17 protein-coding genes are annotated in these 21,730 nt (G+C 75.1%); 13 read left to right on the top strand and 4 right to left on the bottom strand.

The window, feature by feature from the left end:
* Positions 1-65: 65 nt before the first annotated feature.
* Positions 66-1,256, bottom strand: a complete 1,191-nt coding sequence (gene xylA, locus ABD437_RS27265; protein WP_344651791.1) for a xylose isomerase — start codon at positions 1,254-1,256, stop codon at positions 66-68.
* Positions 1,257-1,340: 84 nt separating this feature from the next.
* Between xylA and ABD437_RS27260 the strand changes: the two genes are divergently transcribed.
* Positions 1,341-2,573, top strand: coding sequence for an ROK family protein (locus ABD437_RS27260; protein ID WP_344651790.1), 1,233 nt, complete (start codon positions 1,341-1,343; stop codon positions 2,571-2,573).
* Here ABD437_RS27260 and ABD437_RS27255 read toward each other — a convergent pair.
* Positions 2,562-3,488 carry a TetR/AcrR family transcriptional regulator C-terminal domain-containing protein gene (locus tag ABD437_RS27255; RefSeq protein ID WP_344651789.1) on the bottom strand — a complete coding sequence of 309 codons (927 nt, stop codon included), beginning with the start codon at positions 3,486-3,488 and terminating at the stop codon, positions 2,562-2,564. The genes ABD437_RS27260 and ABD437_RS27255 overlap by 12 nt on opposite strands.
* Before the next feature lie 177 nt (positions 3,489-3,665).
* Between ABD437_RS27255 and ABD437_RS27250 the strand changes: the two genes are divergently transcribed.
* On the top strand, positions 3,666-5,216 hold the full coding sequence (locus ABD437_RS27250; protein WP_344651788.1) for an MFS transporter: 1,551 nt from the start codon (positions 3,666-3,668) through the stop codon (positions 5,214-5,216).
* Here the strand turns inward: ABD437_RS27250 and ABD437_RS27245 are convergent.
* Entirely contained in the window at positions 5,195-5,572 is a 378-nt protein-coding gene (locus ABD437_RS27245) for a hypothetical protein (protein ID WP_344651787.1), read from the bottom strand. The two genes, ABD437_RS27250 and ABD437_RS27245, sit on opposite strands and share 22 nt — an antisense overlap.
* 622 nt (positions 5,573-6,194) lie before the next feature.
* On the opposite strand from ABD437_RS27245, the gene ABD437_RS27240 reads away from it, so the two are divergent.
* The 11 genes from ABD437_RS27240 (at position 6,195) to ABD437_RS27195 (ending at position 16,525) form a co-directional block, all read left to right on the top strand.
* Positions 6,195-7,133: a hypothetical protein gene (locus tag ABD437_RS27240; protein WP_344651786.1), complete on the top strand. Its 939-nt coding sequence runs from the start codon at positions 6,195-6,197 to the stop codon at positions 7,131-7,133.
* Positions 7,130-7,561 carry a pentapeptide repeat-containing protein gene (locus ABD437_RS43095; protein ID WP_425558257.1) on the top strand — a complete coding sequence of 144 codons (432 nt, stop codon included), beginning with the start codon at positions 7,130-7,132 and terminating at the stop codon, positions 7,559-7,561. The genes ABD437_RS27240 and ABD437_RS43095 overlap by 4 nt, the downstream gene beginning before the upstream one ends.
* A gap of 607 nt (positions 7,562-8,168) precedes the next feature.
* Complete coding sequence (locus ABD437_RS27235) at positions 8,169-8,546, top strand: hypothetical protein (RefSeq protein WP_344651785.1); 378 nt, start codon at positions 8,169-8,171, stop codon at positions 8,544-8,546.
* A 615-nt stretch (positions 8,547-9,161) separates the two neighbouring features.
* A complete protein-coding gene (locus ABD437_RS27230; RefSeq protein ID WP_344651784.1) occupies positions 9,162-9,857 on the top strand; it encodes a hypothetical protein in 696 nt (231 codons plus the stop codon).
* A gap of 161 nt (positions 9,858-10,018) precedes the next feature.
* Positions 10,019-10,231 (top strand): hypothetical protein, encoded by a 213-nt coding sequence (locus tag ABD437_RS27225; RefSeq protein ID WP_344651783.1) that lies wholly within the window; start codon positions 10,019-10,021, stop codon positions 10,229-10,231.
* A gap of 301 nt (positions 10,232-10,532) precedes the next feature.
* Positions 10,533-10,655, top strand: a complete 123-nt coding sequence (locus tag ABD437_RS27220) for a ribosomal protein bL36 (protein ID WP_344651782.1) — start codon at positions 10,533-10,535, stop codon at positions 10,653-10,655.
* 85 nt (positions 10,656-10,740) lie between these two features.
* Positions 10,741-11,958, top strand: a complete 1,218-nt coding sequence (locus tag ABD437_RS27215) for a hypothetical protein (RefSeq protein ID WP_344651781.1) — start codon at positions 10,741-10,743, stop codon at positions 11,956-11,958.
* A gap of 97 nt (positions 11,959-12,055) precedes the next feature.
* Positions 12,056-12,691 carry a hypothetical protein gene (locus ABD437_RS27210; protein WP_344651780.1) on the top strand — a complete coding sequence of 212 codons (636 nt, stop codon included), beginning with the start codon at positions 12,056-12,058 and terminating at the stop codon, positions 12,689-12,691.
* A complete protein-coding gene (locus ABD437_RS27205; protein WP_344651779.1) occupies positions 12,688-13,305 on the top strand; it encodes a hypothetical protein in 618 nt (205 codons plus the stop codon). Before ABD437_RS27210 ends, ABD437_RS27205 begins: the two co-directional genes overlap by 4 nt.
* The gene (locus ABD437_RS27200; RefSeq protein WP_344651778.1) at positions 13,302-16,307 is read left to right on the top strand and encodes a coiled-coil domain-containing protein; all 3,006 of its coding nucleotides are present in this window, start codon (positions 13,302-13,304) and stop codon (positions 16,305-16,307) included. Before ABD437_RS27205 ends, ABD437_RS27200 begins: the two co-directional genes overlap by 4 nt.
* Positions 16,308-16,351: 44 nt before the next feature.
* Positions 16,352-16,525: a hypothetical protein gene (locus ABD437_RS27195; RefSeq protein WP_344651777.1), complete on the top strand. Its 174-nt coding sequence runs from the start codon at positions 16,352-16,354 to the stop codon at positions 16,523-16,525.
* 264 nt (positions 16,526-16,789) lie between these two features.
* Here the strand turns inward: ABD437_RS27195 and ABD437_RS27190 are convergent, their stop codons facing one another.
* A complete protein-coding gene (locus ABD437_RS27190) occupies positions 16,790-21,136 on the bottom strand; it encodes an SCO7613 C-terminal domain-containing membrane protein (protein WP_344651776.1) in 4,347 nt (1,448 codons plus the stop codon).
* Between the last annotated feature and the right edge of the window lie 594 nt (positions 21,137-21,730).

Raw genomic sequence — 21,730 nt, 5'->3', positions numbered from 1 at the left:
GTTGCGCGGGTGGCCGGGGCGCGTCGGAGGCGGAAGGCACCGGCGCGCGCCCGGCAGGCGTAGACCTAGTTCTTGGCGTTGAGCAGGTGTTCGATCGCCAGCTGGTCGAGCTTGATCGCGCCGGAGCCCTTCGCCGCGGCGGCGGCCACGTCGAAGTCCTCGAACGCGCTGCGGTCGGCGAGCAGGTCGGTGATCGACTCGCCCTCGTTCAGCGTGGGCTGCGCGAGACCGGTGACGCCGTGCTCCTCGAGCGCGGCCTGCACCTCGGGGTCGGCCCGGAACGACTGCGCGCGCTCCTTGAGCAGCAGGTACGTGCGCATGTTGGCCGCCGCGGAGTTCCAGACGCCCTCGGCGTCCTCGTTGCGGAACGGCTTGTAGTCGAAGTGGCGGGGGCCGTCGTAGACCGGGCCGCCACCGAGCGGGCCGTGCTCGAGCAGGTCGACCAGGAAGAACGCGTTGATCAGGTCGCCGTGGCCGAACACGAGGTCCTGGTCGAACTTCGGGCCGTGCTGGCCGTTGAGGTCGATGTGGAAGAGCTTGCCCTGCCACAGCGCCTGGCTGATCGCGTCGACGAAGTTCAGGTTCGACATCTGCTCGTGGCCGACCTCGGGGTTGAGCCCGACGCGGTCGGCGTGCTGCAGCTGCGAGATGAAACCGAGGGCGTGGCCGACGGTGGGCAGCAGGATGTCGCCCCGGGGCTCGTTCGGCTTCGGCTCGATCGCGAACTTGAGGTCGTAGCCCTTGTCGAGCGAGTACTGGACGAGCGTGTCGATCGCCTCGGCGTACCGGGAGAGCGCGGCGTGGACGTCCTTGGCGGCGTTGGTCTCCGAGCCCTCGCGGCCACCCCAGCAGACGAACGTGTTCGCGCCGAGCTCGGCGGCCAGGTCGATCTGGCGGATCGTCTTGCGCAGCGCGTACCGGCGGACACTACGGTCGTTGCTGGTGAACGCGCCGTCCTTGAAGACGGGGTGGGTGAAGAGGTTGGTGGTGGCCATCGGGACCTTCAGGCCGGTCTCTTCGAGGGCCTTCTTGAAGCGCGCGATGTGGTTCGCCCGGGCGTCCTCGTCGGCCTCGAACGGGATCAGGTCGTTGTCGTGGAACGTGACGCCGTAGGCGCCGAGCTCGGCCAGCTTGTGGACCGACTCCACCGGGTCGATCGGGGCGCGGGTCGCGTCGCCGAAGGGGTCGCGGGCTTCCCAGCCAATGGTCCAGAGACCGAACGTGAACTTGTCGGCGGGGGTCGGCTGCGCTGCCATGGCGGTTACCTCCGTGCGGTGCTGTTGATTAGTTCAGGGGGTTAACATATCCCCCTACGGCGAAAAACGGGAGAGGTGCGGGTGGTGCAACCTCCGTTCATCCACCATGGTGACGCTCCGGCGCGCACCGGTTCGGTGCGGGCCCACAACCTCGGGCTCGTGTTGCGCGCGGTGGCCTTCGCCGACGCCCCGATCTCCCGCGCCTCCGTCGCCGCACGCACCGGGTTGACCCGCGCGAGCGTGTCGGCGCTGGTCGAGACGCTGATCGACGGTCGTCTCGTGCGCGAGACCGGCGCGCCGACGCGGAACGGGGTGGGGCGCCCGTCCACCGGGCTCGTGCTCGACGCCACCGGTCCGGCCGGGCTCGGCATCGAGCTGAACGTCGAACACGTCTCGGTGTGCGTCGCGGACCTGACCGGCGCGGTGCGGGTGCGGCGGTCGGCCGCGCTCGCCGACGGTGGCGTCCCCCGGGCGGAGCTGCTGGCCGCGATGACCCGCGAGGTGGTCGCCGAGGTCGAGTCGCTGGCGCTGACGCTCTCCGGGGCCGCGCTCGCGGTGCCCGGCCTGGTCGACCCGTCGTCCGGCGAACTGGTCGTGACGCCGAACCTCGACGCGGCCGGGGTGCGCTCGGCGCTGGTGGCGGCGCTGGACGGGCGACCGATCCTGGTCGAGAACGAGGCGACGCTCGCCGCGCGGGCCGAACAGCGCGCGCTCGGCGCCGCGGCACCCCGGTCGTTCCTGCAGGTCTCGGGGGAGGTGGGGATCGGCGCCGGGCTGGTGCTCGACGGCCAGGTCTACCGCGGTCGCCACGGCTGGAGCGGTGAGCTCGGGCACGTCACGGTGTGGCCGGGCGGTCGGGCGTGCGGGTGCGGCAGCGACGGGTGCCTGGAGCAGTATGCGGGGGTGCGGGCGATCGCGCGGGCGTTAGCGCCGCCGGAACCGGCCGGTTTCGTGCCCGCGGAGCCGGCCGGGTTGGTGGCGGCGGAGCCGGCGGGGTTCGCGGCGCGGGCCGCGGCCGGGGATCCGGCGATGCTGGCGGCGCTCGGGGAGGCCGGGGAGGCGCTCGGGATCGCGCTGGCCGGCGCGCTGAACCTGCTCGACCTCGACGCGGTCGTGCTCGGCGGTGCGCACGCCGAGCTCGCGCCCTGGCTGGTGGAGCCGATCGAGGCGCAGCTGTCCCGGCGGCTCGTCGGCGCGGCGGTGTCCCGGCCGGCCGTGCGTGCCTCGGTGCTGGGGGCGGACGCGGCGGCGCTCGGCGCGGCCTGGTCGGTGCTCGACCGCGTGCTCGACGACCCGGCCGGCTGGCTAGCGCCGTGAGATCAGCACGTCCAGACCGTCGAGGTAGCGGGCCAGCCCGAACTCGAACAGCGACTCGATGCTGAGCACGTCGTCGGGGATCGCCGACACCGTGGCCATCGTCGGGAACCGGCCGGTGGCCATGACCTCCTCGTAGAAGCGGTCGTTGCTCCGCATCCACTCGTCGGCGCTCAGGCCGGTGTCCTGGATGTCGCGCTGCTCGTCGGCGAACACCATCGCCATGCTCCGCACGTGGTTGAACAGGCTCACCGCGCCGTTGAGGTACTCGGCCGGCTCCAGCCCGGCCTCCCGCAGCGTCGCCATCGCGTACTCGGTGTGCACCATTCCGCGCGGCACCAGCTGCGGCCGGGAGAACGACAGCGCGGCCGCCATCCACGGGTGCTGTTTGTAGACGGTCCACTGGATGCGGGCGATCGAGTCGAGGCGGGCGCGCCAGCCGGTGGGTGGCGGCTCGGGAATCAGCTCGACGGTGCCGAAGACCGCGTCGAGCATGAGCGTGATCAGGTCCTCTTTGCTCGGCACGTACCGGTAGAGCGCCATCGTGGCGACGCCGAGCTCGGCCGCCACCCGGCGCATCGACAGTTCGCTCATGCCGTCGGCGTCGGCGATCCGGATCGCGGCGGCGACGATCCGCTCCCGGCTGAGCGAGCCGTCGCGCGGGCGCCGCGGCGCGGCGGAGAGGCCGGCGGGAGGCAGCTCGTCGGCGCGGGGTGACCGGACCACGGTGCCGACGCCGGGCACCGCCTCGACCAGCCCTTCCTGACGCAGCGCGGTGAGCACCTTGGTGGCGGTGGCCATCGCGACGCCCCACTGGCGGGTGATCTGCCGGGTGGACGGGAGACGGTCGCCGGGGGCGAGATCGCCGGCCGTGATCCGTTCGCGAAGTTCCGCGGTGATGCGTGCCGAGGGGGTCATCGTACTAGTGCACCATCAGTCGTTCCCGTCCTCAAGGGCGCGGTGTCGCAGGTGGGTGGGGTAGTGCAGTGTCGGTAGTGCGGTAAATGGGCTTTGAGCTGCTGTTTTGTTCCTTGCGTACGCCATAAACAGTGCGCTCTACTGGGGGCCGTCGTCCCCTCTTCCCGGAGCTGGATCATGAACTCTTCGTACACCGTCCACCGGGCCGGTCGGAAGGAGTGGACCGGGCTCGCGGTCCTGCTCCTCCCGCTGCTCTTCGTCTCGATGGACGTCTCGGTCCTGTACTTCGCCGTGCCCTACCTGAGCGTCGAGCTGGAACCGACGAGCGCCCAGCAGCTCTGGATCTTCGACGTCTACGGCTTCGTGCTGGCCGGCCTGCTGATCCCGATGGGCGCGCTCGGTGACCGCATCGGCCGCCGCCGGCTGCTGCTGACCGGCGCGTTCGCGTTCGGCGCCGCCTCGCTGCTGGCGGCGTACGCGCCCAACGCGGAACTGCTCATCGCGGCCCGCGCCGTGCTCGGCGTCGCCGGGGCCACGCTGATGCCGTCCACGCTGGCCCTGATCCGCAACCTGTTCCACGACGAACGCCAGCGCGGCACGGCCATCGGCATCTGGACCGGAGCCACCAGCGCCGGCATCGCGCTCGGCCCGGTGCTCTCCGGGCTGCTGCTCGAGCACTTCTGGTGGGGTTCGGTGTTCCTGATCAACCTGCCGTTCATGGTGCTGCTGCTGGTGCTGGCCCCGGTGCTCGTGCCGGAGTTCCGGGCGTCCGGGCTCGGCCGCTTCGACTGGCTCAGCGGCCTGCTGTCGCTGGCGGCGGTGCTGCCGGTGATCTGGGGGGTGAAGGAGCTCGCCCGGACGGGCGCGCTGGTGTCGTCGGCCGCGGCGATCGTGGCCGGGCTCGCCGTCGGGCTCGTGTTCCTCCGCCGCCAGGCGCGCCACCCCTCGCCGCTCGTCGACGTGGCGCTGTTCCGGCGGCGCGCGTTCGGGGGCGCGGCCGCGCTGAACGTCGTCGCCATGTTCGGGGTCGTGGGGTTCGCGCTGTTCGCCACCCAGTACCTGCAGTCGGTGCTCGGACTCAGCCCGCTGCGTGCCGCCCTGTGGAGCGTCGCGCCGTCGCTGGTGATCGGCGGGGTGGCGCCGCTGGCGACCGCCCTCGGGCGGCGATTCGATCGCGGACTGGTCATGGCCGGCGGGTTCGCGGTCGCCGCGTGCGGGTTCCTGCTGGTCACGCGGGTGACTCCGGACAGCGGGCTGGGGCTCGTACTCCTCGTGGCGACGACCTACGCGGCCGGCCTGGTGACCGTGATGGCCCTGGTCACCGAAGTGGCGCTCGGAGTCGCGCCCCCGGAGCGGGCCGGTTCGGCGTCGGCGATCCTCGAATCGGCGACCGAACTGGGCGGCGCGCTGGGGATGGCGTTGCTGGGCAGCCTGGGCAGCGCGATCTACCGGAGCTCGGTGACCTCCGGTGCGCCCGACGGGGTGCCGTCCGCGGCGCTGGACCTGGCGCGGGAGACGCTCGGCGGCGCCCAGGCGGTGGCCGCGTCACTACCGGGCTCGGTGGGCGACGCGGTGCTGCGGCTGGCCCGGGAGTCCTTCGTCGACGGGATGCACGCGGCCGGGGTGGCCGCCGCGGTCGTGATGGTCGGGGCCGCCGTGGTGGCCGGGGTGGGGCTGCGGGGACTCGCGCTGGGGGAGGAATCGCGTCAGCGGGCCGTCCAGAAGTAGGCGCGGGTGTCGGACCGGCCGGTGAGCAGCCCGATGAGCACCGCGGGCAACACCAACTGCAGCCCGGTGACGAGAATCGACGCGCCCCCGATCGAGGCGAACCCGGCGAGGACCACGAACAGTGCGATCGCCAGCGTGATCACGTAGGCCCCGCGGCTACCGCGCCAGATGCCCCGCCCCAGCCAGCCCATCATCACCGCCGCGGCGAGCGGCACGAAGAAGACGGCCGGACCGAGCGTGGCGAACAGGAGCGAGAGCCCGAACAGCCCGATCCCGGTGAGGTTGACCAGCACCATCGCCGCGACGACCGGTCGCGGCCGGGCGGGCCGCTCCCGCTTGGACGGGAGGACGTGCATGGGGAGGGTGGGGTCGGCGGCGTTGGGGGGTAACGCGTTGGGTGTTTGCTCGCTGTCGGGGTGGGTGGTCGCCGACGTTCGCGCCGCGGCGGGCGGGGCGGAAATCGGCGGGGTGGCGGCGTTCCAGGGGCCGCTCGGTGGTGCTGGGGTGGCGGTGTTCCACGGGCCGGCCGGTGGTGCTGGGGTGGCGGCGTTCCATGGGCCGGCCGGTGGTGCTGAGACTGGCGGGGTGGCGGTGCCCCGGGTGCCGGTCGGTGGCGCTGAGACCGGTGACGTGGAGGTGCCCCAGGTGCTCGGCGGTGACGCAGGGGTTGGGGGTGCGGCGGCGGGGGATGACGCGGCGTGCGGGGGTGCGGCGGGCGGGGGTGCGGCGGGCGGGGGTGCGAACGCGGTTTGGGCGGCGGTCGGGGGCGCGAAGTCGGCTTGCGTATTCGGGGGCGCGTAAGTGGCTTGCGCGTTCGGGGGCGCGTGGGTGGCTTGCGCGTTCTGGGGCGCGAACGCGGCTTGCGTGGTCGGGGGTGCGTAGGCGGCTTGCGTATTCGGGGGCGCGAACGCGGTTTGGCCGGTGGGGCGTGCGAACGCGGACTGGGCGGCGTTGGGCGGTGTGGCGGTAGGTCGTCCCGTGGCGGGCGGAGCCGAGGTCGGAGTCGCGGTCCGGTGCGGGGTCACCGAGGGCCGCGTCGTCATCGGTGGTGCGCCCGCACCCCACGAACCGGCCGGCGGCGCGGAGGTGGGCGCGGCGGCGGCACCTCGGGTGGCCGCCAGTGACCCCGAGACCGGTGGTGTGGCAGTGAGCTGCGGAGGCGCAGAGATCGGTGGGGTGGCGGTGGGGTCTGGTGGCGCGGAGACCGGTGGCGTGACCGCGGCTCGCGCGGAGTGCGGTGGTGCGGAGACCGGTGGCGTGGCCACGGCTCGGGTGGACTGCGGAGGCGCTGAGATCGGTGGCGTCGCCGCGGCTCGGGTGGCTTGCGGAGGCGCGGAGATCGGTGGGGTGGCGGTGGCTCGGGGGGACTGCGGGGGTGCCGAGACCGGTGGTGCGACCGCCCCCCACGAACCGGTCGGCGGTACGGCGGTACCTCGGGTGGCGGCCGGTGGCCCGGAGACCGGTGGCGTGACCGCGGCTCGCGCGGACTGCGGGGGTCCGGAGATCGGTGAGGTGGCCGTGGCCCGGGTGGCGTGCGGGGGCACCGAGTTCGGCGGGGTGGTCGCGGCTCGGGTGGCCTGCGGGGGCGCGGAGACCGGTGGGTTGGCGGTGACCTCCGGTGGTGTGGCGCCCGCTGTGAACGTTGCCGGCGTAGAGGCGGCCTGCCCGGAGGTGGCCTGTCCGGAGGTGGCCTGTCCGGAGGTGGTTGTGGTCGGCGGCGTGGTGGCGTGCGTAGAGGCGTCGGGCGGTGTGGGGGCCGGCGGCGTGGTGGGCTGCGGTGCGGCTGGGGACCGAGGCGTCGTCGGCGGCGCGGAGACCGGCGTGGCGGTGGGCCGCGCGGCCGGTGGGGTGGACTCCGGTGGCGACGTGCGGGAGGCGTTCGTCGGCGGGGCGGAGACGGGCGCGGTCGCACGCTGAGTCGGGATCCGCGGGATCGATGCCCCGCCGACCGCCGCCGCACCGGGCGGAACAGCCGCTCGGGCCGTGCCGGCCGGCCTCGGTCGCACGTCGGAATCGGCGGCCCGTGCCGCGGGCGAGGAGGTCGACGGTCGCGATCGTCCACTCTCGCCGCTCGTCGCCGGTGCGGAACCGGTCGTCGCGTCGTCGGACGGCTCGACTGCCCTGCCTGCGCGGGCGGTCGAGGCCGGGCTCGTCGCAGCGGAGTTCGGCTGAGTGGAGTTCGGCTGAGCGGAGTTCGGCTGAGTGGAGTTCGGCTGAGTGGAGTTCGGCTGAGTGGAGTTCGGCTGAGCGGAGGCCCGCGCGCTCTTCGCCGTGCCGGTTCCCGTCCGAGCGGACGGCGCGTCCTCGGCACCGCCCGCCGAACTACCGTCCGGAGCGGCCGATGATGCCGGCTGCACCCGAGCCCGAGCCGCCGGTGCGGCGGGTTTCCGCCCACCCGGAGCACCGGGCGACGAGGGCTCAGCCGCCGCCGCACCCCCGGACTCATCCGCCGCCGATGTCGAGGACTTGTCGGTCATCGCGAACAGCGCTGCGAGCGCCGACCCCGGCGCCACCTTGAAGATCTCCGAAGCCTGCTTCGGCCCGGAAGACTCCACGTCGTCTGCCGGAGCGGACTCCGTCCGAGCCGCTTCCCTCTGAGCCGCTTCCCTCTGAGCTGACGCCGACGTCGTGGCCGAGTAGGTCCTCCCCACCGGCCGAGCACCGGATTCGGCTCCGCTTGTTCCAGCGGCACGATCGTCGCTTGCCGGCGTGCTCTGCTGGCCGCCGGGCGGTCGACTCCCCGTTCGCGAAGAGTCGTCCGGCCGCGCCGGAGCCGTCATTCGATCACGGTCAGCCGCCGGGACCGCACCGGAATAGGTCCGCCCGGTAGGCCGGGCCGTCGAGCCGGACGTTCGCCCGGCCTCCGAGCCCGGAGTTCCCCGATCGGCGCTCGCCCCGGTGGAGTAGATCCGCCCGACCGGCCTCGCCGCCCGGCTGTCACCATCGGGCCGCGTGTCCGCGCTCGTGGATCGGTCATCCCGGCCGGGTCGCGCGTCGGTCGTCGTGTGCCGATCGTCCCGGCCGGATGTGGTGTCAGCCGCCGGCGAGACCACCTGGCCGGAGATGGACCCCCGGCTGGGGGTGGACGCCCGGCTGGGGGTGGACGCCCGGCTGGAGCTGGGCGCCCGGTCGGAACTGGATGGTTGGCTGGAGGCGAACCCCTGGCTAGAAGCGGACTCCTGGCTGGAGGTGGACCCCTGGCTGGAGGTGAACGGCTGGCTGGAGGTGAACGGTGGGCTGGAGGCGGACGGTGGGCCGCCGGACGGTGAGGAGGCCTGGCTGGAGGTGGACTGCTGGTCGGTGGAGGGCGAAGAGGCCTGGCTGGAGTAGGTCCGGCCGACCGGCCGCGCCGAAGGGGTGCCGGACCGGTGGTCCGTGGTCGGTCCGCTCGGCGGCTGGGCTGCGCTCGGTGGTGGTGTCGGAGAGCCGTAGGTGCGACCCACCGGCCGGGTCGGCGGCTTCACGGGGGCGGCGGGAGCGTTCGCCGAACCCGCGCCCGGTTCGGCCCCGTGACCGGTCGACCCGGGCGAGCCGGCGCCGCCCGCCCGGGACTCGGATGGCCTCTGCGTGTCGCGAGCGAGGTCTCGCGCTCCGGTCCGCGAGTCGTCCCATCGTGCGGTCGGCGCGGCCCCATGCGGCGCGGCGCCAGAAGTGTCCCCGGCCGGGCTGCGCCCACCGTTCGACGGCGTGTCACGTGCGGCGGCCGGGGTGCGCGGGCTGGTCGGAGACGTGGCCGGGACGCGGTTGTCGGTTGGGGGCGGGGCGGCCTGATCGGCTTGAGCGGTGTCGGGCTGCACGCTGGAGGCGGTGTCGCGCTGGAGGGTCCGGGCCCGGCCGGGCTCGGGTCGGGCGACTTCGCTCGGGGTGCGCCGGTCGCTGATCCGGGCGAGCGCTGCCGCGGCCGTCGGCGGTGATGCTGGGCGAGTGGGGCCACGGTCGGTGCCCGTGTCCGACGTCTCGCCGGGGGGCGTCGATCGGTGGCTCTGCTCGGAAGTCGGCTCGGGCCGGCTGCCGGTGGACATGTCCGGGCGGCGATCCTCGGCGGCGGTCGCGCGAAGCGGCGGCCTCGCGACCAGAGGTCTCGCCGCGTCGCCACTGGCGGATGAGGCGTCGCCACTGGCGGATGAGGCGTCGCCACTGGCGGATGAGGCGTCGCCACTGGCGGATGAGGCGTCGCCACTGGCGGATGAGACTGCTCGGGTCGGAGGAGGGCCGGAGGCGTTGTCCGCCGCGGAGTCTTCGGTTTCGGGGGCCGCGGCGGCTTGTCCGGTCGCCGGTGCGGTGCCGGACGCCGAGGGCTTCGGGACCGATTCGGGCGAGGACGGGGCGCGCTCGGTCGACGTGGGCTTCGCGGCTCGGGTGGCTGAGTCGCTGGGAACCGGTGCGGCTTCGGCGGGTGGTGTTGAGGCGTCGGGGTCGATCGTGACCAAAGGGACCGTTGCCGTCGGGCTGGTGGTGCGGACCTCCGCGAGCGGAACAGTGGCCTCCGGGTTGGGCACGGACGCAGCGCTGTCTACCCCAGCGGAGCTGGGGGTGGTTCCGGAGGTCATGGCGCCGGACGGTAGGGGCCGGGTGGGTGGTCGCGCCTCGTCCGATCGGACATATTCCGGTGTCCTCAGTGGTCTTTTGTTCCTTCGGTGACGCTCTGGTCGCGACTGGTCATCGCGGTGAGGCCGACCCAGCGTAGTCATCGGTGTGACGCGTGCCGCGGTGCGGGTTCGGGGCGGAATATTCGGTGGGCGTTTGGCGTCTGAATCGGTACAGTAGAGGTGTTCCGATCGAACGAACTGAGGAAGGTCACCGTGCCTACGGCACTGAGCATTGAGCAGTACCTGCAGGAACTTCACGACGAGTACGCGTCACGGATCAACGAGGCGGTCGCCGACGACCGTGACGACCTGGCCTGGCAGCTGGCCGACTCCTACACGCGCGAGGCGATGCGTGCCCAGGCCGCGTACGGCCTCACGCCGTCGCTCGACCGGCTCCCCGGTCGCAGCGCCCCCGTCGCCGCCTGACGCGACCACCCCGCCGCGCCCGACGAGGAGCGCCGGCCCCGCCGCGAAGCCGCGGCGCCCCCACTGCCGCGAAGCCGCGGCACCGCCACTGCCGCGAAGCCGCGGCACCCCCACTGCCGCGAAGCCGCGGCACCCCCACTGCCGCGAAGCCGCGGCGACAACTCCCCGCCGCGAAGCCGCGGCGGCCCGGCCCCTGATCGTCGGAGCGACCCCGTCCGCACACGGGAATGTACCTTAGATGAAAATCGTTGTCGGGTACGTGAGGCTTCCGGGACATCGGAAGCAGGGAGGACGGACCGCCATGAAGGTCAGGAACTCGCTCCGCTCGTTGAAGTCGAAGGACGGCTCGATCGTGGTTCGCCGCCACGGTCAGCTCCTCGTCGTCAACAAGAAGAACCCCAGGCTGAAGGCCCGCCAGGGCTGAACACGGCACACACACAGTAGGGCCCCGGTCACCGACCGGGGCCCTACGCCATTCCGGGCCCCACCCCGGTTAGAGTGACCGGACTGTGGACCCCGATGACCTGACGCTGGAGAGCGCCGCACACGACAACGCGATCGTCGCGGTCTACCGGCAGATGTTCGCGGTCCTCGGCAGCTCGGCGCAGTCCGTGATCGGCGACCCGGAGCTGGTCGACCTGGCCGAGGCGCTGTTCGCGGCGTTCTCGAGCGCCGGCAGCGACGGCCTCACGATGGAGCAGATGCGTCACGCGTGCCGGGGTTTCCCCGAGCCGGTGTTCCAGTCGCGGGTCCGGGTGCTGCGTGAGCTCGGCGCCGTGCAGAAGGCGTTCGACCGTCCGCACCAGGACGTCTACCGGGCGAGCTTCACCAGCTACGTCTCGCTGCTGTTCATCCGGCGCATGCTCACCCGCGGTGGCCAGCTCGAACTGCACCGCATGCTGAGCCTCGAACGCCTCAACCTCGACGACCCGTCCGCCACCGAGGACGACGCCCGCGAGGCCGCGGCGCGCCTCACGAAGGCGTTCCGGCTGATCGTCACCGAGCTGTTCATGCTGACGTCGGGCGGCACGATCGACGCGCTCCGGGAGAAGGCGCCGCTGCTCTGGAACGCCGACGCGTTGATCGGCGAAGCCACCGGGATGCACGACACGCTGCTGTCGCGCTGGCCCGAGCTCACCCGGCCGAGCACCGAGCTCCGTGCCGCCATCGCGTCCTATCGCGACGTGTCGACGGCCGCGGCCGGCCGGCTCACCCAGGCCGTGGGCGCCACCAGGGCGTTGGACCTGCTGCCGCCCGAGGTGTGGCGCACGTTCACGCGGCGCTCGTCGGTGAGCGCGCTCGCCGCGCCCCTCACCGGGCTGGTGTTCGACGCGCCGCGGGCCTGGCTGTCGGCGGGTGACCTCACCGAGGCGGTGGCCCAGGCCGAGCGGCCCACCGCGGCGCGGATCCGTCCGCCCCGTCCGGCCGACGACGAGCCGGTGGACACCGAACCCGCGCGCACCGCGGACGACGCCGAGGCCGCGGATCTGACCGCACGGGCCGAGGCCGCGCTCGCCGGGCGGGAAGCGGTGGCGGTGTCGGAGCTGGTCGGCGGGTCGGGGGACTGGCCGACGGCGCGGCGTCTGCTCGCCGACCTCACCGCCGCGGCGCAACACCCGTCCCTGCCGTACGCGCTCGTCTGGGGTGACGGTCTGCTGGTCGACGCCGAGGGCGTGCCGTCGTGGCGCGGGCAGGGCACGTTCCGCCGGGCGCTGGTCGCCGGATGAGCGCGCCCCTGACCGCGGGGGGCCCGGCCACCCCCGCGCGGCTGCGTCCCGGCCGGCTCCGGATGGTCGGCGTCGGGGGGCGGGAGTGGTAGGAGCGGTGGACGACGCGGCGTTGTGGGCGGCCCGGGCGCGGGCCGAGGGGGCGTTGGCGCTCGCGCCGGGGGCGGCGGCGCCGGACGGGTTCCGGCGGCTGGTCGAGCTCGGGGACGGTAGCGTGGCCGGCGCCTGGTTGGTGCCGGTCGGACCGGACGGGGTGACCCCGGCGGCGCTGCGTGACCTGCGGCTCGGCCTGCCGGCGCTGGATCACCGCAACGAGGCGAGCCGGGTGCTCGCGGTGTGTCTGCGGTGCTGCTGGACCGATCTGGCCGGGGAGCCGTGGCCGGGGAGGGAAACGTCGGTCGCGGCGGTTCTGGGGATGCTGGCCGACTTGCTGCCGACGCGGCTGCCGCAGACCCACCACCGGTTCGCGGTGGAGGCGTTCCGGCAGCTCCACGACTCCGGGTGGCTGCGGTGGCGCGAGCGGGCGGGGACGATCCGGCTCGGGCCGCGGGTGGCGGGGTGGCCGGTGTCCGAACTCGAGGCGCTGCGTGAGCTGTGCCGGACGATGCCCGCTCCGATCCCGGCCTCGGGCTCGTCGCCGGAGGCGCGGCACGAGGATTCCGCGGCGCGTGCGGTGGTTCCCGGGGCGGCGTCGGGAGAAGAGACGGGAACCACCGGCGAGGGGGCGGAATGACGCACCCGGCGGACGACCTGCTGGCGGCGCTCTCGGAGCGGCAACGCGACGAAGTCGTGGCCGCCTGGGCCGCGGTGGAGTACGGACGGGAACCGGTCGAGGAGGTCGGGTTCGCCGCGCTGCGCGACCCGGCGCTGCGCGAGACGCTCCGCGACGTGCTGCGGCGGACCGGACGCGACCTGGTGCGGGCCGCCCCGCGGCAGTGGACCAGCGGGTACGCCGACGACGTCCGGCGCGAGCTGGTCGAGCGCGGCTGGGGTGCGCTGCCGGAGTACGACCGCGCGGTGCTGACGACGATCCTCGTGCACTCGGTGGCGATCCCGCGGTCGGAGGGGCACCTCACCGACGACAGCTGGGCCTCCGCGGTGCCGACCACGATGGCCGAGTTGCGTGAGCACACGCAGTTGGCGCGGGGCAAGCTCAGCGAGGCGCTGCAGCGGCTGCGCACGGCGGACCTGATCCGGCCGACGCGCACCGCGGGCTACGTGCCGGGCGCGCAGTTCCATCGGCTGACGCCGGCCGCGCGCACGCTGCTGCAGGAGGAGTTGGTGCTGGCCGCCGGTCCGGGGAGTCCCCTGGCGGCGGCGATTCGAGCGGGCAGAGGAGAGCAGTGAGGATCGACGACCACCTGGACGTCGTGGGTGACCGGGTCGCGATCGGGATCCAGCTGATCGGGGTGTCGCGGCTCTCGACGCACCCCGTGCCGCTGCTGCCGGGCTGTCTGATCACGGTCGCCGGGCAGGGGCCGAAGGACTCGAACGGGGCCGGGAAGTCCTCGTTCATCGCCGCGTTGACGCTGCTGCACGGCGACGAGCAGTGGCGGCTGGCGTCCGGCGCCCGCGAGTCGGCCGACCTGCTGTTCTCCGCGGAGATCGCCGCGCAGGAACGGGAGTACGCGAGCGCCGACCACGGGTACGTGATCGGGGTGTTCGCCGACCGCGAGGCCGAGGACCCGGGGCCGAGCGCGCTCACGGTCTGGCTGCGGATCTCCCGGGACACGCCGCACGTGCTGGTGCGCTGGGCCGACGGGCTGCACGTGCCGGTGGGTGCGTCGGAGGCCGACCGCGAGCGGGAAGCGGACACGCTGTGGGCGGCGCTGCCACCCCGCGCCGGCCGCCGCGACTACAACGCGCGCGACCTGTCCCGGGTGCTGTTCGGCGAGCACATCCGGTGCGTCTCGTTCCTGTCGACGTCGGTCCGGCCGTCGGCGACCGCGAACCTGCTGGCCCAGCCGCTCAACGAGCTCAAGCCCGACCGGATCTTCTCCGCGGTGGCCGCGCTGACCGGGCTCGACCACGAGATCGCCGACGAGCAGCGCCACCGCAACACCGAGCACGCCGAGCTGGAGAAGGCCGCCGACGCCGAGCGCAAGCTCGTCGAGTGGGAGGAGCAGGCGCACCACATCGAGTCGGCGATCGCGCGGCGCGAACAGGCGCGTGATCTGGCCGTCACCGCGAGGGACCGGTGGCGGTCGCGGGCGGCGGTGCTGGTCGCGCGGGCCGCCGACGAGCTCGAGGCGATCGAGGACGACCTGGAGCGGATCGCCGCCGACGACGGCGCGCACCGCGAGCGGCTCGCGGCGATCGCCGAGGAACTGCACGTGCTCGGCGACGACGTCGCGCTGCGCGACCGGCTGCGTCGCGCCGAGGAGTCGTTCAGCGCGGTGGACTCCGACCACCAGGCCCTGCGTGACCGCCGCCGGGCGTTGACCGGCAGCCTGGAGCGGCTCGGCCGGGAAGCCGACGAGCTGGAGGCGACGGCGCGGGACGCGGACGGTCGGTCCGAGGCGGTCGCGTCCGAGGAACAGGACGCCGCGGCGGCGGTGCGTACCGCGGCGATCGGCGCCCGGGCGATCGCGGCGTCCGCGCTGGCCGCCGCGCAGACCGCGGTGCGGGTGGCCGAGTCCGGTGACGACGTCGCGGCCGCGCAGCTGACCGCGCTGCGCGACGCCGGGATCGCGGCGACGGCACTGGTGGACGCGGTCACGATCACCGAGTCGCAGCGCGCGGTGCGCGAACCGCTGCTCTGGCCCTACCGCGAGGCGGTGGTGGTCGGGCCGGGTGAGCTCGAGGCGGCCACGGCGGCGCTGGCCGGGCTCCCGGGCTCGATCGTGGTGGCGGACCTGGCGGCGCTCCTCGCCCGGCTGGAGGACGGGGCGGCCGTGGAGGGCGCCGCGGTCACGTCGGGCGGCGTGACCGTCGTCGGCGGCTTCGCCGCTCCGACCACCGGCCGGGCCGCGCGGATCGAGCGGGCCCGGGCCTCGGTCGCCGACGCGCGGACCGCCCTCGACGAGGCCTCCGCGCAGCTCGCCGACGCCGACCGGCGGCTCGCGGTCGCCGAGCGCCGGGTCGTCGCGGCGCGCGCGGCGGTGACCGCGTCGTCGCGCCGGGAGCGGATCCGTGCGCACCGGCGCGAACTCGACGAGGTCGCCGCCCGCGAGGACGCGCTCGCGCCCCGCCTCACCGCGGCCCGCCACGAGTACGACCTGGCCCGCCTGGCCGAGACCGGGCGGCAGCAGCAGGCCGAGGCGCTGCTCGGCACCCGCCGCCGGGTCGAGGACGGGCGCGAGGAACTGCGCGTCGAACGCGACCGGCTCGAGACCCGGCGCCGGATCGTCGACCTGGACGCGCTGCTCAAGGAGTGGGGCGGCACCGTGGAGGCCGCGCAGAACCACCTCGCCGACCTGTCCGACGACGAACAGCTCTTCGACTCCGACGACTGGTGGCGGGCCGCCGAGTCGGTGCTCGCGTCGATCCTGGCGCTCTGCTTCCGGGCCGGCGACCCGGTCCCGGCGCAGATCACGGCGCTCGGCGAGGAGCGGGGCGCGCCCGGGCGCGGCCAGGCCGACCGGCAGAAACAGACCTTCGGTGCGCTGCTGGCCGCGGTCCGCGACCACCTCACGCTCAAAGCCCACGAGGACGCCCATCAACGCGCCCGCCTCGCCGACGAGCGGGTCGAGAAGCGGCGCGCCCGGGACGCGGCCGCGCTGGGGCACGAGGAGGCCGCGAAGGCCGCCGCGGCGGTGCGGGCGTCGCTGGCCCGGGCGATCACGGCCCGGCTCACCGCGGTCGGCGCGAAGTTCGACGACCTCGACCGCGCGTACGGCGGCTACGGCGCCGGCCTGCGGTTCGTCGAGCCCGAACCGCCCGCCGACCCGACCAAGCGCTGGAACTGGGAGGTCACCCCGGTGTGGCGGCGGGCCGAGGGCAACCCGATGGTCGCCTACGACCGCCGCGGCAACACCGCGCAGATGGACGAGAAGGCGGTGAAGCTGGTGTGCGCGGCGGCGCTGGCGTCGGGCACCGGCCGGCCGCTGCTGCTGGTGCTGGACGAGCTGGGCCGCAACCTCGGCAAGCAGCACCGGCGCGAGGCGGTCGCGTTGTTCGAGCGGATCGGCGCCGACAGCGGCATCACGGTCGTGGGCGCGCTCCAGGACGACATGGAGCGGTACGCGATCGACGCGTGCGGCGAGTACGTGAAGCTGCGCCGGACCTCGGACGCGATGGCGTACAACCAGGCCCCGGTGATCCACGGGTTCGACAGCCGCGCGGCCCGGGTGGCGCTGCTGGGCGAGTGGCTGTCCGGAAGTTACTCCGGCGAGCTCCTGGAGGTCTGACGCCCGTCCCGGACCCGGGCGCGCTGCGGCGGCGGCTCATCCGGGTGGACACGTCGAACCCGCCGGGCGACACGTCCGCCCTGATGACGTACCGGGGCGACCTGCTGCGTCACGCCGGGGTGCCGGTCTCCGTGGCCGGGGACAACGTGATCGCGCGGGTGCCCGGGCGCGGGGCGGCGCCGCGGTGCCGGACCCGCGGTCGCTGCCGGTGCACGTGACGCCGGTGGTGCGCACGATGCTCTCGTCGCTGGCCGACGCGCTGCCCGGCCCGGTGTTGTCGGGCCGGTTCTTCTCAGCGGGGGTTCTTGGGCGTGGGCCTGGTGCGGGGTGGGCCTTGTGCGGGGTGGGCCTTGTGCGGGGTGGGCCTTGTGCGGGGTGGGCCTTATGCGGGGTGGGCCGCTGTGTGGTGGGCCGTTCGGGCGGGGTCGACGCGTGGTGCGGGTGAGGCCGGCCAGGTGGGTTTCCCGAGCGTGGGTCGCGGGTCAGTGCATGGCGCGGATGAAGCCGGCCAGGCGGGTGGCGTCGCGGCGGCGGCGCTCGTAGGTGGCGCCGACGGCGAGGAGCAGCGCGCCGGCGAGCGAGAGCGGCACCCAGGTCGGGACGGTGTCGGCGAGCGCGGGCAGCACCGGCGCGAGCGCCCGTGCCGTGACCAGGCCCAGCACGGTGGCGCCCACCAGGAACGGGGCCTGACGGCGGGTCGCCGCCCCGGCGAGCGTCACCACCAGCGCCGCGAGGCCCAGCGCGAGCACGCGCAGACCGAGCGTTCCCGCGGTCAGCGCGACCGCGAGCGTCGGCACGGTCGCGACCGCGAGCGCCGGACCGAGCGCGAGCCAGGACGACACCGCGGGTCGCCGGCGCAGCGTGTACAGACCGAACGCGGCCGCCAGCGCGGCGGCTGGCTGCGTGTAGGCCTCCGGCACGCTGACCCCGGCCCGCCCGAGCCACGCCCACAGCGCGACGAGCTCCACGACCGGAACGAGCCGGCTGCACCAGCGACGGCTCGCCCGCAACCCGGCGAGCCCGAGCGGAACGCCGAGGAGCGTGGCGGTGAGCGCGAACGTCGCGGTGCCGCCTGTGGCCGGCGTGAACACGGTGCCGCCGGTGGCCGGGTCGGCCATCGCCGACGCGGTTCGGACGGCGCTCAGCCCGAGCGCGAGGACTCCGGCTACAGCGGCGCCGACGTCGAGCACGTCGCCCGGGACGCGGGGCGCGGCGAACACGCCGGGCAGCACGAGCACGGTGGCGACCCCGACGAGCAGATACGCGACCGGAACGGCGGCGGCGGCACCGGCCGCGAAGGCCAGCGCGATCGCCGCGGCCGCGGCGGTGGCCGCGCCGACGGTACGGGGTGCGGTGTCCCGCGCGAGTGCGGTGACGGTGGCGGCGGCGGCCAGCACGAGGCTGAGCACGACGAGCGTGGCGGTGCGGTCAGCGAGGGCCCAGGCGAGCCCGTCGAGCCCAGTAAGAGCGGTGAGCCCGGCGGCCAGGCCTCGGGGCACTCGTGCGGTGCTCGAGTCACCGAACAGGGTGGCGGTGCTGGGGGTGGCGGTTCCGGGGGCGCCGGTGCCGAGGGGGTTGGTGCTGGCGGTGCTGGCGATGCTGGCGGTGCTGGCGGTGCTGGCGGTGCCAGCAGGGCTGGCGGGGCTGGAGGTGTTGGGGATGGCGGGGTCGGAGGTGTTGGAGGTGGCGGTGCCGGGGATGGTGGTGCCCGGGAGGGCGGTGCCCGGGATGGCGGTGCCCGGGATGGCGGTGCCCGGGATGGCGGTGCCCGGGATGGCGGTGCCGGGGTTGGTTGGGGCGGCCGGGGTTGGGGCGGCCGGGGTCGGGGTCATCGGGGTCGGAGTGGTCACATTCGTATTGGTGGTGTGCGGGGTGACGGTGGTCGGGATGGCTGTGGCCGGCAGGGTGGTGTGCGGGCTGGCTGTGTGAGGGGTGGTCGGGATCGCGGCGGCTTCGTTCGCGTGGGTCGGGGTCCGGGTGGCTGATCTCGGAGTGGGGAAGCGGAGGGGGACGCAGGCGGTGACGGTGCCGATGGCGGCCAGGGCCAGCAGGATGGTCAGCGCGATCGGCCAAGGGGCGTGCAGCGCGGGGGCCAGGGTGGCGAGCGCCGGCGCCAGGGCGGGAGCGACGAACCATCGAGCCGTGCGTCGGTCGACGCGCCACCGCAGCCCGATGAGCACGACCGCCGCGATCAGCAGCACGATCGAGTCGAGCACCGTGCCCGGGTAGGTCAGCGCCGGGCCGAGCCGAGCGGCGTCGGCAGGTGCGCCGCGCCAGACGGCGGTCACCCAGCTCAGCGGGCCGACCACCACGGCCAGCACCGTCGGCGCCAGCGCCAACGCCGCGACGGCGATCCCGGGCGCCGCCGCTGCCACCGACCCCGACCGCCCGGCCGGCCCCACGCCCAGCCCGCCTCCAGCGGCGGAGGGCCTTCCGCCACCAGCGGTGGGAGCACTCCCCCTCGGGGCGGTGGACGCGGTCCCACCTGGGGCGGTGAACGCAGTCCCTCCTGGGGTCGTGAACGCGGTCCCTCCTGGGGTCGTGAACGCGGTCCCACCTGGGGTCGTGAACGCGGTCCCACACGGGGTCGTGGATGCGGTCCCGCTTGGGGTGGGTGCGGTCCCGCTTGGGGTGGGTGCGGTCCCGCTTGGGGTGGGTGCGGTCCCGCTTGGGGTGGGTGCGGTCCCGCTTGGGGTGGGTGCGGTGCCAGCCGGGGCGATGGAGGCCTCTTCACCGGGGGCGGTGGGCGTGACCGGCTGGGACCCGGCGATGTCCGCGCGGCGGGGGAGGGCGGCGTGGACGGCGGTGGCGGCCAGTGCGGCCGCGGTCAGGGCCAGGATCGCCAGCACTGAACGGTCGACCAGCTCGAGCAGCCCACCGGGACCGGGCACGGCGGAGGCCAGCGTGGCGCCGGTGTACGCGCCGACCCCGGCGACGATCGCGGCCACGGTGGCGGACGACGGGCGCCGGTCGCGCGTCAACCGCGCGGTCGTGAGCGCGACCAGCGCGGACAGCCCGACCGCGACACCGGCCGGCCCCGGACCCCCGGCCCACCCGGCCCACCCGGCCGCGCCCGCCGGATCCGCGCCCGCCGTGGCCGTGCCCGCGGTGATCGTGCCCGCGGTGACCGTGCCCGCCGCGATCGCGGTCGCGACGGCCGCGGACCAGCCGCTGAGCGTGCCGAGCGCGAGTCCGGTGGCGATCACCTGGCGCGTGCCGTCGGCGCGCACGGCCACGATCGCGTAGAGCGCGGCGACGAGGCCGAGCGTGACGAGCGTGGCGTCGCGGGACGCCAGTGAGACGACGACCGCGTGCGCGGCCAGTGCACCGCCGAGCCAGGAGAGGACCGGCTCGCGCCGGACCAGGCCCGCGATCGTGGCCGCCACCGCCGCCAGGCCCACGACCAGCAGGGTCGCCCAGATCGACGCTCCGAACGCGGCCGGGGTCAGCACGACCACGGCGCCGACGCCCAGCGGTGCCGCACCGGTCGCTGCCGAGCGCGTGATTCCTCCGCCGCGCGATGTGCCGCTGCGGTCCAGGGCGAGGAGCAGCAGGGCCGTGGTGACGGTCAGGGCCAGCAGTGCGGTGACCAGGTCGGGGCTGGGGCGGGTGTCGGGGACGGCCCAGACGGGCTGGGTCACCGAGGTCGCGCCCCAGACGAGTTCGGGGCTCACCAGGGGAGCCAGGAGCGTGAACCCGACGGCGGCGACGGGGGAGAGCCCGGCGACGGCCGCGAGCACCGCGGAGGCGATTCCGGTGCCGGTGCGCCACGGGGTGCGCAGCGCGAGCGTGACCGCCGCGGCGGCGGTGAGTGCCAGCGCGACCCCGGTCGAACCCCAGCCGTCGGGGCCGAAGCGCAGCCACTGGATCACCGGCCCGATGACGACGAGCGGCACCGCGACCCCCGCGGCCAGCCCACGCGCCACCGCCCGCGCTCCAACGGCCCCGCCGGCCGCCCCGTGGGTCACCGCCGGCCCGCCGCCGGTCCCGGCGGCCGGCCCGCGTGCCGCCGTCCGTGCGGCGACAGGTTCGGCGGTCGGCCCGTGTGCCGCCGTCGGCGCGTTGCTGGTCGGGGCGGTCGGTCGGTGTGCCGCCGGGTGAGCGCCGACGGTTTCGGCGGCCAGGAGGGCGGCGGCGGCGAGGCCGACGAGGACCAGGGTGCCGACGAGACGCTGGACCGGAGCGGCGGTCGCCCCGGTGGGGGCCGCGGCGGCGATCAGTGCGCTCAGCACGGTGAGAAACGCGGTGACCGCGCCCGCGCCGGTGGCGGCGCCGCGCAGGACCGGGGCGTGGGCGTGGCGGCGGACGGCGACATCGGTTCCGACCAGCGCGAGGCCCAGGGCCGCGTAAGCCGCGACGACGTCGAGGGACGGGCTCACGAGCAGCACCGCGGCCGGGTGCGCGAGCACGAGCCCGGCGGGGCGGAGCGTGCGCAGGGGCACGAGCACGGGGTAGACCAGGGCCACCGCCGCGACGGTGCCGAGGACCAGCCCGGTGTACCGCGGGCCGCCCGGCGGCACCAGGCCGACGTGGTGGAGCGCGTAGCCGTCGAGGGCCAGGAGCACCAGGCCGAGGAGGCCGATCGTCTCGGCGGTCGAGGCCAGGCCGCGGCGGTGCAGCAGCGCGGGCACGGCGAACGTGACCGCGGTGATGCCGGCCAGGATGACGGCTCGGCCGCCGATGCCGAAGGTGCCCCACGCGACCACGGTGAACACGATCGCGGCGACGGCGAGCAGGGCGCCGCCGAGCGCCAGCAGCACGGTCTGCACCGACCAGGCCGACGCCTCGGCACGCACCGGCTCCCCGACCGGCCCCACCCACGGCGGCACCCCACCCGAACCAGCCCCACCCGGACCGAACCCACCCGAACCAGGCCCAGCGAACCCAGGCCCGGCCGAGCCAGGCCCGGCCACACCAGGACCAGCGAAATCAGGCCCAGCCACACCAGGACCAGCCACACCAGGCCCAGCCAAACCAGGCCCAGCGAGACCAGGACCCGCCACCACCGGCCGGGCGAGCAGACGAGCGCGATGCGCCGACGCCCCAGCCCACGCGTGGTACGCCGCCGCCGCGTGCTGCTCGGCCCGGTCCGCCTCGACCCGGGCGGCCCGCGCCCGCCCCGACGCCACCGACAGCGCCCGCGCCGCCACCACCACCGCCACATCGGCCCGCGCCAGTTCCCGCCGCGCCGCTTCGGCCCGTGCCGCTTCGCCCCGCGCCGCTTCGGCCCGCGCCGCTTCGCCCCGCGCCGCTTCGGCCCGCGCCGCTTCGCCCCGCGCCGCTTCGCCCCGCGCCGATTCCCGCCGCGCCGATTCCCGCCGCGCCGCTTCGGCCCGCGCCGACTCCTGATCCGGGTTCATGCGTACACCGTGTCGCCCCCGCCCACCCCGACGCCTGAGCAGAACTACCCGACCGAATCCCTC

The organism is Cryptosporangium japonicum (genome assembly GCF_039524755.1).
GTDB classification, from domain to species: domain Bacteria; phylum Actinomycetota; class Actinomycetes; order Mycobacteriales; family Cryptosporangiaceae; genus Cryptosporangium; species Cryptosporangium japonicum.
The sequence above is the reverse complement of the archived record's forward strand: the minus strand, read 5'-3'. Positions and strand labels throughout refer to the sequence as shown.

What these genes read in the sequence shown, in the direction of transcription:
- ABD437_RS27250 (WP_344651788.1), top strand. Translation starts at nt 3,666, where the DNA reads ATGAACTCTTCGTACACCGTCCACCGGGCCGGTCGGAAGGAGTGGACC.
- ABD437_RS27205 (WP_344651779.1), top strand. Translation starts at nt 12,688, where the DNA reads ATGACGCACCCGGCGGACGACCTGCTGGCGGCGCTCTCGGAGCGGCAA.
- xylA (WP_344651791.1), bottom strand. Translation starts at nt 1,256, where the DNA reads ATGGCAGCGCAGCCGACCCCCGCCGACAAGTTCACGTTCGGTCTCTGG.
- ABD437_RS27245 (WP_344651787.1), bottom strand. Translation starts at nt 5,572, where the DNA reads ATGCACGTCCTCCCGTCCAAGCGGGAGCGGCCCGCCCGGCCGCGACCG.
- ABD437_RS27255 (WP_344651789.1), bottom strand. Translation starts at nt 3,488, where the DNA reads ATGACCCCCTCGGCACGCATCACCGCGGAACTTCGCGAACGGATCACG.
- ABD437_RS27220 (WP_344651782.1), top strand. Translation starts at nt 10,533, where the DNA reads ATGAAGGTCAGGAACTCGCTCCGCTCGTTGAAGTCGAAGGACGGCTCG.